11 protein-coding genes are annotated in these 13143 nt (G+C 69.6%); 5 read left to right on the top strand and 6 right to left on the bottom strand.

All coding sequences use genetic code 11. The features are described 5' to 3' along the window. Positions 1–5: 5 nt before the first annotated feature. The 4 genes from H8R02_RS26435 to H8R02_RS26420 all read right to left on the bottom strand — a co-directional run bounded on the left by H8R02_RS26435 (position 6) and on the right by H8R02_RS26420 (position 5885). Complete coding sequence (locus H8R02_RS26435; protein WP_187084517.1) at positions 6–3314, bottom strand: adenylate/guanylate cyclase domain-containing protein; 3309 nt, start codon at positions 3312–3314, stop codon at positions 6–8. A gap of 45 nt (positions 3315–3359) precedes the next feature. Continuing rightward, the gene (locus H8R02_RS26430; protein ID WP_187084516.1) at positions 3360–4160 is read right to left on the bottom strand and encodes an alpha/beta hydrolase family protein; all 801 of its coding nucleotides are present in this window, start codon (positions 4158–4160) and stop codon (positions 3360–3362) included. Continuing rightward, on the bottom strand, positions 4157–5266 hold the full coding sequence (locus H8R02_RS26425; protein WP_187084515.1) for a DUF3182 family protein: 1110 nt from the start codon (positions 5264–5266) through the stop codon (positions 4157–4159). The genes H8R02_RS26430 and H8R02_RS26425 overlap by 4 nt, the downstream gene beginning before the upstream one ends. Positions 5267–5345: 79 nt before the next feature. Then, entirely contained in the window at positions 5346–5885 is a 540-nt protein-coding gene (locus H8R02_RS26420; RefSeq protein WP_187084514.1) for a DUF4256 domain-containing protein, read from the bottom strand. Positions 5886–5934: 49 nt separating this feature from the next. Between H8R02_RS26420 and H8R02_RS26415 the strand changes: the two genes are divergently transcribed. The 4 genes from H8R02_RS26415 to H8R02_RS26400 all read left to right on the top strand — a co-directional run bounded on the left by H8R02_RS26415 (position 5935) and on the right by H8R02_RS26400 (position 9304). Continuing rightward, a complete protein-coding gene (locus H8R02_RS26415) occupies positions 5935–6087 on the top strand; it encodes a hypothetical protein (protein ID WP_187084513.1) in 153 nt (50 codons plus the stop codon). After that, positions 6077–6295, top strand: a complete 219-nt coding sequence (locus H8R02_RS26410) for a hypothetical protein (protein ID WP_187084512.1) — start codon at positions 6077–6079, stop codon at positions 6293–6295. Before H8R02_RS26415 ends, H8R02_RS26410 begins: the two co-directional genes overlap by 11 nt. Positions 6296–6374: 79 nt before the next feature. After that, positions 6375–7844, top strand: coding sequence for a RimK family ATP-grasp domain-containing protein (locus tag H8R02_RS26405; protein WP_187084511.1), 1470 nt, complete (start codon positions 6375–6377; stop codon positions 7842–7844). Next, on the top strand, positions 7829–9304 hold the full coding sequence (locus H8R02_RS26400) for a leucyl aminopeptidase (RefSeq protein WP_187084510.1): 1476 nt from the start codon (positions 7829–7831) through the stop codon (positions 9302–9304). Before H8R02_RS26405 ends, H8R02_RS26400 begins: the two co-directional genes overlap by 16 nt. On the opposite strand, the gene H8R02_RS26395 is transcribed toward H8R02_RS26400, so the two are convergent. Both H8R02_RS26395 and H8R02_RS26390 read right to left on the bottom strand, forming a co-directional pair. Next, positions 9261–10859: a sensor histidine kinase gene (locus H8R02_RS26395; RefSeq protein ID WP_187084509.1), complete on the bottom strand. Its 1599-nt coding sequence runs from the start codon at positions 10857–10859 to the stop codon at positions 9261–9263. The genes H8R02_RS26400 and H8R02_RS26395 overlap by 44 nt on opposite strands. Positions 10860–10945: 86 nt before the next feature. After that, complete coding sequence (locus H8R02_RS26390; RefSeq protein WP_187084508.1) at positions 10946–11848, bottom strand: LysR substrate-binding domain-containing protein; 903 nt, start codon at positions 11846–11848, stop codon at positions 10946–10948. Between the two features lie 108 nt (positions 11849–11956). Here H8R02_RS26390 and H8R02_RS26385 point away from each other — a divergent pair, with 108 nt between their 5' ends. Beyond that, positions 11957–13123 (top strand): mandelate racemase/muconate lactonizing enzyme family protein, encoded by a 1167-nt coding sequence (locus H8R02_RS26385; RefSeq protein WP_187084507.1) that lies wholly within the window; start codon positions 11957–11959, stop codon positions 13121–13123. The last annotated feature ends 20 nt before the right edge of the window (positions 13124–13143 follow it).

Genomic DNA, 13143 nt, shown 5'->3' with positions numbered 1-13143 from the left:
GGCGCTCAGAGCAGTTGCGTGAAGAGGCCGCGTGCGGCGTCTCGGTCGGCGCAGTCGCACGTGTCGGGCAAGCCTTCCAGCACCCGGCCGAGGACCGTGCGGGCCTCTTCGCGCCGGCCCTCGCCTTCGTGCAGCCGGGCGAGTTCGACGGCCGCGCGCAGGCCGTACATCAGTGCTTCCTGCTCCTGCGCGATGCGCAGCGCCGTCTCGAAGCACTGCTGCGCCTGCTGCGCGTTGCCGCGCGATGCGGCGAGCGCCGCGCGCCCGCGCGCGCGCCACATCTCGGGCATGTTCATCCCGACCTGCGCATCCGGCATCGTCCCGATCACCTGCTCGATCGCCCGCAAGCCTTCCTCCGCGCAACCCGCGCGCACGAGCGCTTCGCAGTACATCACGGCGGGGTACAGCGCGCTGAAGCCGTACTTCAACGCACCGGCATAGGTCTCGCGCAGCACGGTGAGCGGCCGGCCCACCGGGTCGGCCAGCTGCTGCACCGCCGCGGCATGGAAAGCGGCCGAGGGCACGGCTGCGTCGAACGCGTAGCGCCGCGCCAGTTCCAGCTGCAGGTTGGCATGCTCCAGCGCGTCCTCGTGGAAGCCCCCGAGGAAGTGCATCGTCGCCACGGACCCGTGCATGAACTGGATACTGGTGGGGTGCCCGAGCGACTGCGCAAGCTCCACGCCGTGCGCCGCCATCCCTCGGCACTCGGCCGCGCGACCCAGCAGGTGCCCGGCGTGCAGCATGCAGGCCCACGCGCACACGCCCGGGTCGTGCCCCGCGTAGACATGGGCCAGCACGTGATGCCTTTCGCGGCGGTAGTCGCGCACGCCGCGCTCTGCCAGTTGCCTCAGCTCGCGCGTATGGCCCTTGAAGAAGGCCATGCCCCACAGGTGGTGCAGGCTCTCGAACGCGAGGTCCGTGTCGCCCATCCGGCCCACGATGTCCTTCAGCGCATGCCCGTGCCGGTCGGCGTCGTCGAAGCGCCGCGACGCCGCGGCGTTCAGGTACAGGCCCCACGTGGCCTGGAACAGCGGCCGATCCAGCCCCTGGCGCTCGGCCAGCGCGCGCGCCTGTTCGAGCACGGGCGTCGCATCCGGGCTCTGCGGGCCGGCCTGGATGACGATGATCGCGCTGCGCTTGAGCGTCGCGTCCAGCTCGAGACGCTCGCCCGCGTCGCCGCCGGCGCGCCGCGCCTCCTCCAGCGCCTGGTCGAGGCAGCCCAGCGCTTCGGCGAAAGCCGATCGCGCCGACGCGGCATCGGCCGCGCGCATCCATTCCTGCGCGGCCTGCGCCGGCTGGTTGGCGCGGCTGCGGTGGAACGCCACGACCTCGGCGGCGTCATGCCCGTCCCGCGCCAGCGCATCGGCCACCTTCGCATGCAAGGCGATGCGCCGCGACTTCAGCAGCGACTCGTAGGCGGCTTCCTGGACCAGCGCGTGGCTGAAGCTGTACGCGTCGGGCGCGTCGTCCTCGATGCTCACGCGGAACGCCAGCCCCGACTGGCACAGGCGCCCGAGCGCGGCCTCCAGCTCGTGCCCCGGCACGTCGGGCAGCTCGCGCAGCAGGTCGAGCGTGAATTGCCGCCCGATCACGGATGCGGCCAGCGCCACGTCCTTCGCCGTGCCGAGGCGATCCAGCCGCGCCATCAGCGAATCGCGCAGCGTCGCCGGCACGGCGCGCCCTTCGGCCGAGTGCGACTCCACGAGCGCCTTGGTCAGCTCCTCGATGAACAGCGGCACGCCGTCGCTGCGCCGCACGATCTCCTCCACCTCCGACTGCTGGATCGCGGCCTGCGCCGCGATGCCGCGCACGAGGTCGCGGCAATCGTCGGCCGAGAGCTTCTTGCAGGCGACGGTCGTGGCCTGCGGCAGCTCGGCCCACGGCGGTTCGTACTCGGGGCGGTGCGTGACCACGACGAGCAGCGGCTCGTGCACCAGCGCTTCGGCGGCGGTGGCCAGCAGTTGCTGCGTGGTCGGGTCGATCCAGTGCGCGTCTTCCACCAGCAGCAGCGTGGGGCCGCCGCCGGGCGCGGCGCAGAGCCAGCGCGCGAGCAAGGCGATCGACTGCGCCTTCTTCTGCGCCTTGGTCATCTCCATCGGCGCGATCTGGTCCTGTGTCGGGATGTCCAGCAGTTCCGCCACGAGCAGCCGCGCCTGCCGCGAATCGAGCCCGCTTGCGGCGAGCAGCCGGCCCAGCGCATCGAACTGCACCGCCGCGTCCTGCTCGGGGTGCAGGTCCGCCGCGCGGCGCAGCATCTGCGCCACCGGGAACAGCGCGCTCGTGCGCCGGTACGGCGAGCACTGGCAGCGCAGCAGCCGGCGCGGCTCCGTCGCGACGTGCGACGCAACCACCTCCAGCAACCGCGACTTGCCGATCCCCGCCTCGCCGCGCAGCATCACCATCTGGCCCTGCCCGCGCAGCGCGGACTGCCAGGCCTGCCGCACGATGGCGCTCTCGCGCTCGCGCCCGATGAACAGGCGCGCCGCGGAATCCGCACGCGCCGCGGCGAAGCGGCTTTCCACCTCCAGCTCGCGCGCCATGCGCCACACCGGCACCGGCTGCGCGAAGCCTTTCAGGTCGTGCACGCCGCGGAACTCGCTGTCGAAGAAGCGGCCGGCGAGCTGCCGGGTGAGTTCGCTCGCGAGCACTTCACCCGGCGCGGCCAGTGCCTGCAGGCGCGCGGCCATGTTCGGCGTCTCGCCGACGATCGTGCGCTCCTGCGCGGAGTCGGCCCCGATCAGCTCGCCCACGACGACCACACCGGTCGCGATGCCCACGCGCGTTTCGCAGCTGCCGCCGTCGGGGCGGCGCAACGCCGTGATCGCACGCACGATCTCCAGGCCGGCGCGCACTGAGCTCTCGGCCGAGTTCTCGCTCGCGGCGGGGTAGCCGAAGTAGGCGAGCACGCCATCGCCCATCAGCTTGGCGACGTAGCCTTCGTTGGCCGCGATGCGCTCGCTGCACGCGTTCTGGAACTGCCGCAGCAGCAGGCCCATCTCCTCCGGGTCCAGCATCGTGGCGAGCGCGGTGGACCCGACGAGGTCCGCGAAGAGCACGGTGACCTGGCGGCGCTCCACCTGCGAGGCCGGCGAGGCCGGCGAGGCCGGGGTGGCCGCAGGCGGCGGCGCAGACGCACTGCGCAAGGCCTCGGCCGCCGCAAGGAACTTGCGCCGGTGCCCCAGCGACATGCCCAGCGACACGAGGTCCGCATCGGTCAGGTGCGCGGCCGCCTCGAGATCGACGTCGTTGCTCGCGAGCACCTCCGCATACTGCGTAAGCCCGATGCCGGCCAGCCACTGCGCGAGCGTTGCCATGCGCGCCTTGTCGCACAGCGGCGCGGGCGCGTCAAGGTGCCCCCGTCAGTCCTGCGGCGTGGCCTGCGCGGAGCGCGCGAGCGGCATCTGGGCCGCGGGGCTGGTGCGCCCGGCGCGCGCGTTGAGCACCATCTCCGTCATCCAGTGCACGAGCAGCGAGGTGTAGTTCTGCTGCCATTCCTTCTTCGACAGCGCGTGGTCGGCGCCCGCGATCACGCGGTAGGTGACCGACTGCGCCTGCGCGAGCGCCTTCTTGTAGTTCTGGATCACCGGGTGCGGCACGAGGTCGTCGTGCTCCGATTCGACGATGAGGACGTCGCCCTTGAACTGCGTGCAGGCGACGAGTGCGCGGTTGGCATCGGGCGGCAGGTCGCGGTTGCGATAGGCCTTGAGCCGCTCGCGGTCGAGCGAGTTCTTGGGCCGGTCCCAGTCCTCGTCCTCGTACAGCGCCGGCACGCGCAGCCCGAGCCAGCGCACCGGCCGCAGGGACGACGCGATCGCCGCGAGGTAGCCGCCGTAGCTGCTACCGACGATCGCCACCGCGCGCGGGTCCACCGAGGGGTGGCCGACCAGCACGTCGTACGCGCACAGCAGGTCGCGCAGGTTGTCCTCGCGCGTGACGGTGTCGCGCTCGGCCTGGTGGCGCACGTGGCCGCGCAGGTCGAAGGTGAGGCAGATGCAGCCCATGGCCGCGATCTCGTGGGCGCGCGCGGTGTACTGCTCCTGGCTGCCGTCCCACCCGTGCACCAGCAGCACGCCGGGCACGAGCGTGTCCGGGCCGACGAGCGTGCCGTCGATGTGCTGGCCGTCCACGGGGATGTCGATGGTGCGCGCGCGAGTGCTCATTCGTCCTCCAGGACCGTGTACTTGGTCAGCGGGCCCTGGCGCGGGTCGATGCCGCGGTAGTGCACGGTGGCCGAAGGCGGCGGCTCGGGGCTGTCGCCGTAAACCTCGTGGCAGGAGGCGCGCACGAGCTTGCAGCCCGGGTCGGCCGCGAAGCGTTCCAGCGCGGCCAGCTCCGCGCCCGTGGCGCCGCCCACGCGCCACGACGGCTCCAGCACGCCGCACAGCAGCGTGCCCGAAGCGTCCCGGCCCAGCAGCACGTCGCAATTGCTGCGCGACGTGTGGAACCCGGGATAACAGGCACTGACCGCGTCGTCGTAGCAGCGCGCCTGCCCGATGGCGTGCATCACCTCGGGCGCGGGTCGCAGGGCCAGCAAGGCGTCGTAGCCGCCGCGCACAAGGGTCAGGGAGGAGCCGCCGTAGGCCGACACGCCTTCGTTGTCGCGAGTGGAGCGCTGCACGCCGAAATAGCTGGCCGTGAGGCCGGCCACCTGCACCTGGCCGATGCTGAAGGTGTGCAGCTCATCCACCTGCACCTCCACCACCAGCCCGTGCGTCGCGATCTCGTGCGGGTCCATTTGCGCGACCGCCCGACGCAACGACGCGTCATCCTGCGCCACGCTCTGGCCGCGGCTGCCGCTGGCGCGCACCGGCTTGAGCCGCACCGGCCCGCGGGCGAGCAGGCGCTGCCCCGCCGTGAGCGCGTCGCCCTGATCGAACACGGTGAACCCCGGCAACACGCATGCTTCGATGCCGGCCGCGAGGCCGTGGACCCAGCCGTGCACACAAGTCGCGCCCGGGTCGACGAGCGCGTGGCTGATCGCTTTCGTGGCGACGAAGGCATGCGGCACCACGCCGCCGAACAACTGCTGCGGCCCGTGGATGCCGAGCGCGGCCGCCTCCTCGGTGGTCAACGTGTCTTGCGGCACGAAGAACGGCCGCTCGTCGTGCGTGGCGCCCGGGTGGTGGAAGCCGCCGGCCCGCTCGCCGCGCAGCGCGGCGACCTGGCGCACGAAGCCCAGCAGCGTGCAGCGCTGGTGCTCGCTGAGTTCGTCGGGGTGCTCGGACGCGAGCGCGAGCACCACGCCGGGCTGCGGTTGGGGTTGCACTGCGGTTCTCCCTGTTTTCCCCAGCATGGCCGGGCCGTGGCAGCGGGGGCTGTCGGAGGAGGGGAACAGTGCGTATCGGTCAGACGCTGAGCACGCCCCGGAAACCCCGCGCGGCGTAGTACGACTGCGCACCGTTGTGGTAGGTGAACACGCGGCCGAAGCGGCGGTCGCAGAACAGCGAGCCGCCGAGCCTGCGCACCTCGGGCGGCGTGAGGATCCAGCTCGACGTCTTCAGGTCGAATTCGCCGAGCTGCTGCAGCGCGCGGTACTGCTCCTCGTTGAGCAGCTCGATGCCCATGGCCGCTGCCTCCTCCACGGCGCTGCCGGCGGGCTTGTTTTCCTTGCGCGAGTCGAGCGCTTCGCGGTCGTAGCACAGGCTGCGCCGGCCGGCGGGCGATTCGGGGGCGCAATCGCAAAAGGTGTATCGGCCGGCGGGGCCGCCCAGGTCCACAACGTCCGGCTCGCCGCCGGAGGCTTCCATCGCCTGCAGCGCCTTGATGGCCTTGGCGTCCAGCCTCGCCAGCACGTCCTTCCATGCCGCCTTGCGGTGGCGCGGGATGTGCTTCTCGAAGCGGGTTTGCAGGGTGCGCAGGAGGGCGTCTTTTTCAGGGGTTTTCATGGTGGACCGGATAGTAGGCGGTCCCCGAAAACGGGCGCAGAATGGCCCCATGCCCAAACCCAACTACGGTTTCGAGAAGCGCCAGCGCGAGCTCGAGAAAAAGCGCAAGAAGGCCGAAAAGGCCGCGCGCAAGTCCGCCCCCCAGCCCGCCCCCGCGCCGGCGAACGCACCCGCCCCGAGCGACGGCGCTCATGAAGGGTGAGGTCACGACGAAGGTGCGGGCCAACGGCCTGCGCTACAAATCGAAGGCGAGCGGCACCGAGTTCCCCGGCCCGTTCGGGGCCACGATGAGCTGCATCGTCTGCGGGCGCCACCTGCCCCGCTCGCGGCTCATGCCGTTCCGGCTGGCGGGGGCGCTGCAATACCGCTGCAAGGAAGGTTGCGAGGCGCCGGGCCGGCAGGCGGCCTAGCGAGCTGACACGCTCGCCCGACAGGAGCCGTCGGCCCTCGCCGACGGCACGCCCGGGCGCCGCGGCCCAGCATGGGGCGATGCGCACCGTCATCGTCACCGAACACCAGCAGGAATGGCTCGAGATCCCGGACGCGACCGTCCTCACGGCGCGCCGCTACCTCGCGGAGCCCGACGGCGACGCCGAGCCCGGCGTGCAGCTGCTCAACCTCTGCCGCACCGGCCGCTACCAGGGCCGCGGCTACTACGTGTCGCTGCTGGCCGAAGCGCGCGGCCAGCGCTCGCTGCCGGACGTCAAGACGGTCGAGGACCTGAAGTCGCAAGCGCGGGTGCAGGCCCTGGCCGGTGAGCTGGAGACCCTGGTGCAGGCGACGCTGCGCCACGACGAAAGCGACCGCTTCGAGCTGAACGCGTACCTGGGCAAGGACCCTGCCGAACGCCACCCCGCGCTTTCGGAGAAGCTCTTCGCGAGCGTGCGGGCGCCGCTGCTGCGCGCGATGTTCCGCCGCGTCGAGGGCCGCTGGCAACTCGAAGCGGTGCAGGCGATCGGCCTGGCCGACATCCCGCCGCAGCACCGCCCTTTTCTCCTCGATGCGGTCAAGGCGTTCATCCCGGAAACGTCCGCGCCCAAGGCGCGGCGCACGGCCGAACGCAAGCCACGGCTGGCGATCCTGTGGGACGAGAAGGAGCCGCACAAGCCCTCCAACAAGGAGGCGCTGCATCGCCTGGTGAAGGCCGCTCCGCTCGTGGGCATGGAAGCCGAACTGATCGGCCCCGATGCGCTGGAGCGCCTGCAGGAATTCGACGGCCTCTTCAACCGCGCAAGCCCCGAGGTCAACGGCGTGATCTACGAGTTCGTCCGGCGCGCCGAGGCACTGGGCATGCCCGTCGTGGACGACCCGCAGTCGATCCTGAAGTGCCTCAACAAGGTCTACATGCACGAGTTGATGAACCGGCACCGCATCACGCAGCCGCGCACGCTGATCGTTCATCGCACGATCCTCGACCAGGTGGTGCCGACGCTGGGCCTGCCCTGCGTGCTGAAGCTGCCGGACAGCGGCTTCGGCCTCGACGTGCTGAAGATCGAATCGGACGAGGACCTGCGGCGCGAGGCGGAGCGCTTCTTCAAGGTCTCCGAACTCATCGTCGCGCAGGAATGGCTGCCCACCGGCTTCGACTGGCGCGTGGGCGTCTACGACCGCCGCCCGCTCTTCGTCGCCAAGTACTTCATGGCGCCCGGCCACTGGAAGGTGAACCAGGTGGCCGAAGGCCAGAAGCTGATCGAAGGCAAGACGGTGGCGATGTCGGTGGGTGAAGCGCCGGAGCAGGTGGTGAGCATGGCCGTGCGCGCCGCCAACCTGATCGGCCGCGGGCTGTACGGCGTCGACCTGAAGCAGGACGGCGACCGCGTTTACCTGATCGAGGTGAACTGCAACCCGAACATCGACGCGGGCAACGAGGACCAGGTGCTGGGCGAAGCGCTGTACCGGGAAGTCGTTGGCGTGTTCGCGCGGCGCATCGCGGAGCGGCAGCCATGGAATTCGGCCTAGCGAGCGGCAGGCTGGACACCCAGCGCACCGGCTGCATCGTGGTGGGTGTGTACGAGGGCCGTGTGCTTTCGCCTTCGGCTCGCGAACTGGTGGCTTCCTTCGAGAGCTTGCACGGCGACATGCACGGCGAGCTCGGCACGACGCTTATGCTGCACGGCGTTGGAAATGCCGAGCGCGTGCTGCTCGTCGGCCTCGGCCCGGAGGACGAATTCGGGGAAAGCCGTTACCTCGCGGCCCTCGCCTCGGCCATGAAGGTCCTGCGCGCAACGGGCGCGACGGACGCGATTCTCTGTCTCCATGAACTGCCGGTGAACGGCCGCGACGAGGCGTGGAAGATCGAGCGGGCGGTCCTTGCCGTGATGGACGGCCTGTATTGCTTCGACACGTTGAAGACCAAGCCGTCGCCTCGCAAGCAGGTCTTGCGAAAGGTCGCCTTCCGCGCCGACGCGCCGTGCCAGGCCGCCATCGACCGCGGCGTGGCGATCGCCGAAGGCGTGATGCTCGCGCGCAACCTCGGCGACATGCCCGGCAACCTGTGCACGCCGACCTATCTCGCCGACAAGGCAGTGGAACTCGGCAGGCGCCACGGTTTCGAGGTGAACGTTTTCGAGCGGGAGCAGATCGAGAAGCTGGGCATGGGCGCCTTCCTCGCCGTGGCACGCGGCAGCCGGGAGCCCCCCAAGCTGGTCGTGCTGCAGTACCACGGTGGCGCGCCGCGTGCGCAGCCGGTCGTGCTGGTCGGCAAGGGCATCACCTTCGATGCGGGCGGCATCTCGATCAAGCCGGCGCACGAGATGGACGAGATGAAGTTCGACATGTGCGGCGCCGCGGCCGTGCTCGGTGCGATGCACGCGGCTGCGCTCATGAAGCTGCCGCTGAACATCGTCGGCATCGTCGCCGCCACCGAGAACATGCCCGGCGACAACGCCGTCAAGCCGGGTGACGTGGTGACGACGATGTCGGGCCAGACCGTCGAAATCCTCGATACCGATTGCGAAGGCCGGGTCGTGCTCTGCGATGCGCTCACTTACGCGGAGCGTTTCAACCCCGCGGTGGTTGTCGACGTCGCCACGCTCACCGGCGCCATCGTCAGCGCACTCGGGCCCGTTGCCTCGGGCGTGTTCTCGAACCGCGACGCGCTCGCGCGCGAAGTCATCGAGGCCGGCGACAGCGCCTGGGACCGCGCCTGGCAGATGCCGCTGTGGGACGACTACCAGGAAGCGCTGAAATCCAACTTCGCGGACCTGCCGAACACCGGCTCGCACCCCGCCGATGCGATCACCGCCGCCTGCTTCCTCTCGCGGTTCACGAGGGCTTACCCGTGGGTGCACCTCGACATCGCCGGGACTGCGTCACGAAGCGGCGCCGACAAGGGCGCGACGGGCCGGCCGGTCGCGCTGCTGGCGCACTTCCTCGTCAATAGAGCCCGCCGAACCCCGTCGCCTGCCCGCCCAGCATGAAGTGGAAGGTGGCGCCCTGCCCCGGCGCCGACGTCGCCCAGATGCGGCCCTTGTGCATGGTGATGATCTTCTGCACGGTCGCCAGCCCGACGCCGGTGCCCTCGAACTCGCTCACCGGGTGCAGCCGCTCGAACACCCCGAAGAGGCGGCTGGCGTACTGCATGTCGAAGCCCGCGCCGTTGTCGCGCACGAAGAACACGTCGTAGCCTTCGACGTACGCCTCGACGCCCACTTCGATCACGGCGCGCTCCTGCTTCGCCGTGAACTTCCACGCATTCGACAGCAGGTTCTCGAAGACGCGCGCGAGGAGCACGCGGTCGCCCTCGGCCTGCAGGTTCCTCGCGATGCGCAGTTGCACTTTCCTGGCGGGGTCGCGAGCCTGCAGGAAGCCCAGCGCTTCGCACGCGAGCGCGCTGATGTCGACGCGCTCCATGTGCATCGCCGTGCGCGACAGTTTGGCGAGGGTGAGCAGGCCCGTCGTCATCTCGTCCATGTTGCCGGCCGCGCGCCGGATGCGTTGCAGGTAGTTCACGCCGGCGGCCGACAGCTTGTGGCCCTCGCGCTCCTGCAGGCTCTGCGCGAAGCCGCTGATGGCCGAGAGCGGGCCGCGCAGGTCGTGGGCAACGGAGTACGAGAACGCCTCCAGCTCGCGGTTGGCGGCCTGCAGTTCGGCCGTGCGTTCGCGCACGCGCTCCTCCAGCGCGCCGTTGAGGCGCAGGGCCTCCTCGCGGGAGCGCACGCTCTGCGTGATGTCGTGGAAGCACACGGCAAGGCCTTGCGGCGAGGGCGAAGCGCGCACGTGGAACCACGCCTCGAGCGGTGCGTAGTAGTCCTCGAACTCCACCGGCGTGTTCGTCGCCATGGCCTTGTGGTACTGGAATGCCACCTGCGTGTCGAGCAGGTCCGGGAACTCGTCCCAGAGGCACCGGCCCAGCAGCTGATACCGGTCGCGCCGGATCAGCTTCTCGGCCTGCGGATTGATGAAGGTGAAGCGCCAGTCGCGGTCGACGGTGAAGAAGCCCTCGGTCAGCGAGTCCAGGGTCATCGACAGGCGCTCGGCGAGCTCCCGGTTGTGCTCCGCGGCGAGCTTGCTCGCCGTGATGTCCTGGAAGGCGCCTTGCACCCGGACGATGCGGCCATCGTCGTCGCGCTCCGCGGCGCCGATCGACCTCACCCACACGTGCCGGCCCGTGGCATCGAGGATCTGCAGTTCCAGGTCGAACGGCGTGCCTTGAAGCACGCACTGGTCGAACGCCCTGCGGATCGTGTCGCGGCAATTCGGCAGGTAGAACTCGATGGCGCGCTCCACGGAGCACTTGTAGCCGGGGGCGACGCCATGGATCGCACAGACCTTGTCCGACCAGGTGAGGTCCATGGCAGGCACTTCGACCGACCAGGCACCGAGCCGCCCCATCCTCGCGGCCATCGTGAGCAGAGACTCCGCCCTGCGAACGTCCTGGTGGGTAAGCAACAACGCGTCGCCGCGGGAAGCGAGCATGCCCTTGAGGGCGCTGCCCGCGATCGCATCAGCTGCAGGACCTTTGAGCCTATCCATTGCCGACTCCCTGTACGACTGGGTGGGAAGGAATGGTAGAGCTGCGCCGCGAAGCGGGAGGCAGGAATTTTCTTATGGGGAGAACCCTAGTTCGCTGCGTGCCAGAAAGCCTCCGCGGCCCGCCCGATCGCCTCGCGCTGGCGATAGAGGCGAATCTCCAGGTCGACGCCCCAGGCATCCTCCGCCGCCGGCACGAGCCGCTTCAACGCGAGGTCTTCCTCGATCAACGTGTGCGGCAACCAGGCGATACCGCGGCCGTCCAATGCCATCGAACGAAGCACCGAAGCGAGGTGCGCGGTGAAGATGACATGGCCCGGGATCGCCTCCAGCTTGCGCCCGAGCACCGAGCGGACCACTCGGCCCATGCCGGACTCCTCGGAATAGGCGAGTACCGGCACGCTGCCTTGCGCGGGCTTCTTCTCGAGGCGATGCACGGGCTTGCTGCCGGATGACGGCTTCGACACGGCGACAAGGCGATCGCGGCCGATGACCGCGGACTGGTAGGCGTCAGTCTCGAGCGCGCCCTGGACCAACGGGTGCGAATGCGCGAGCACGAAGTGGACCTTGCCCTCTCGCATCTGGGCCTCGCAACGCGCCATCACGTCGGACGTGAGTTCGACGGGGCCGAGGGCCAGCGTCGATTCCAGCCCGCGCAGCCACTTCGGCAGGAACGTGAACGCCAACGTGTGCGTGCTCGCGATCCGAAGCGTGCCGGCGCTCGCTTCGGCAACCTGCTTCGCCTCGCCCGGCAGGCGGGTGGTGCGCGCGACGAGTTCCTGCGCCACCGCCCTGAACCATTCACCGACTTCGGTCAGCCGCGCCGGCTGCGTGCTGCGGTCCACCAGCGGTGCCCCGATCCACTCCTCCAGCGCGCGGATGCGGCGGCTGAAGGCCGGCTGCGAGCTGTGCCTGTCCTCGGCCGCGCGGGTGAAGTTGCCCGTGGCGGCGAGCGCCAGGAAGTCCTCGAGCCAGGTGAAGTCGAATTTCATAAGGGGCGGTTCGTGCCGCGCATCGTACGAGCCAAAACCAGCATTGGCCTTGCGGCCGCCGAACGACGAACATCACGGCCATCCCTTCCAACACCAGGACACCGTGCCATGAAGATCGTCGAAATCCGCGAAAAGACCGTTCCCATCAGCTCGTCGATTCGCAACGCCTACATCGACTTTAGCAAGATGAACCTCAGCCTCGTGGCTGTCGTCACCGACGTCATCCGCGATGGCAAGCCAGTCATCGGCTACGGCTTCAACTCCAACGGCCGCTACGGCCAGGGCAACATGATGCGGGAGCGGTTCATTCCGCGCATCATGGAGACGAACCCGGCGGACCTGGTGGACGCCACCGGGAACAACCTCGACCCGCACAAGATCTGGGCGGCAATGTTCAAGAACGAGAAGCCGGGTGGCCACGGCGAGCGCTCGGTCGCCATCGGCACGATCGACATGGCCGTGTGGGATGCGGTGGCCAAGATCGAAGGCAAGCCTCTGTTCCAGCTGCTGGCTGACCGGTACGGGGACGGCAAGCCCAACCGCCGGATCTTCGTCTACGCGGCCGGCGGCTACTACTACCCCGGCCAGGACTACAGGAAGCTGCAGGACGAGATGCGCAGCTACATCGACCGCGGCTACACGGTCGTGAAGAAGAAGATCGGCGGCGCCTCGCTGGATGAGGACCTGCGCCGCATCGACGCGATCATGGAAGTGCTGCAGGACGGCCAGAAGCTGTGCGTGGACGCCAACGGCCGCTTCGACCTGGACACGGCCATTGCCTATGCGAAGGCACTCTCGCAGTACGACCTGTTCTGGTACGAGGAGCCGGGCGACCCGCTGGACTTCGAGCTGCAGGCGACGCTGCGCAACTACTACAAGAACCCGATGGCGACGGGCGAAGACCTCTTCTCCATGCAGGATGCGCGCAACCTGATCCGCTACGGCGGCATGCGCCCCGACCGCGACTGGCTGCAGTTCGACTGCGCGCTGTCGTACGGCCTGGTGGAATACCTGCGCACGCTGGAGATGTTGAAGCAACACGGCTGGTCGCCCAGCCGCTGCATCCCGCACGGCGGCCACCAGATGTCCCTGAACATCGCGGCGGGCCTGGGCCTGGGTGGCAACGAGTCGTACCCCGACCTGTTCCAGCCCTATGGCGGCTTCCCCGATGGCGTGAAGGTGGAGAACAGCTACGTGACGCTGCCCGACCTGCCCGGCATCGGCTTCGAAGGCAAGGCCGACCTGTATCGCGAGATGAAGGCACTCGCCGGCTGACGGGAAATCCCCAGTAATAC

The sequence above is a fragment of the Ramlibacter albus genome, from assembly GCF_014297445.1.
Lineage (GTDB): Bacteria > Pseudomonadota > Gammaproteobacteria > Burkholderiales > Burkholderiaceae_C > Ramlibacter > Ramlibacter albus.
Note: the sequence above shows the minus strand (reverse complement) of the source record. Positions and strands in the feature narration are given on the sequence as shown.

Excerpts from the sequence above, each read along its gene's own strand:
- H8R02_RS26410 (WP_187084512.1), top strand. The coding sequence starts at position 6,077 with ATGAAGGGTGAGGTCACGACGAAGGTGCGGGCCAACGGCCTGCGCTAC.
- H8R02_RS26385 (WP_187084507.1), top strand. The coding sequence starts at position 11,957 with ATGAAGATCGTCGAAATCCGCGAAAAGACCGTTCCCATCAGCTCGTCG.
- H8R02_RS26415 (WP_187084513.1), top strand. The coding sequence starts at position 5,935 with ATGCCCAAACCCAACTACGGTTTCGAGAAGCGCCAGCGCGAGCTCGAG.
- H8R02_RS26400 (WP_187084510.1), top strand. The coding sequence starts at position 7,829 with ATGGAATTCGGCCTAGCGAGCGGCAGGCTGGACACCCAGCGCACCGGC.
- H8R02_RS26390 (WP_187084508.1), bottom strand. The coding sequence starts at position 11,848 with ATGAAATTCGACTTCACCTGGCTCGAGGACTTCCTGGCGCTCGCCGCC.
- H8R02_RS26395 (WP_187084509.1), bottom strand. The coding sequence starts at position 10,859 with ATGGATAGGCTCAAAGGTCCTGCAGCTGATGCGATCGCGGGCAGCGCC.
- H8R02_RS26430 (WP_187084516.1), bottom strand. The coding sequence starts at position 4,160 with ATGAGCACTCGCGCGCGCACCATCGACATCCCCGTGGACGGCCAGCAC.
- H8R02_RS26405 (WP_187084511.1), top strand. The coding sequence starts at position 6,375 with ATGCGCACCGTCATCGTCACCGAACACCAGCAGGAATGGCTCGAGATC.
- H8R02_RS26435 (WP_187084517.1), bottom strand. The coding sequence starts at position 3,314 with ATGGCAACGCTCGCGCAGTGGCTGGCCGGCATCGGGCTTACGCAGTAT.
- H8R02_RS26420 (WP_187084514.1), bottom strand. The coding sequence starts at position 5,885 with ATGAAAACCCCTGAAAAAGACGCCCTCCTGCGCACCCTGCAAACCCGC.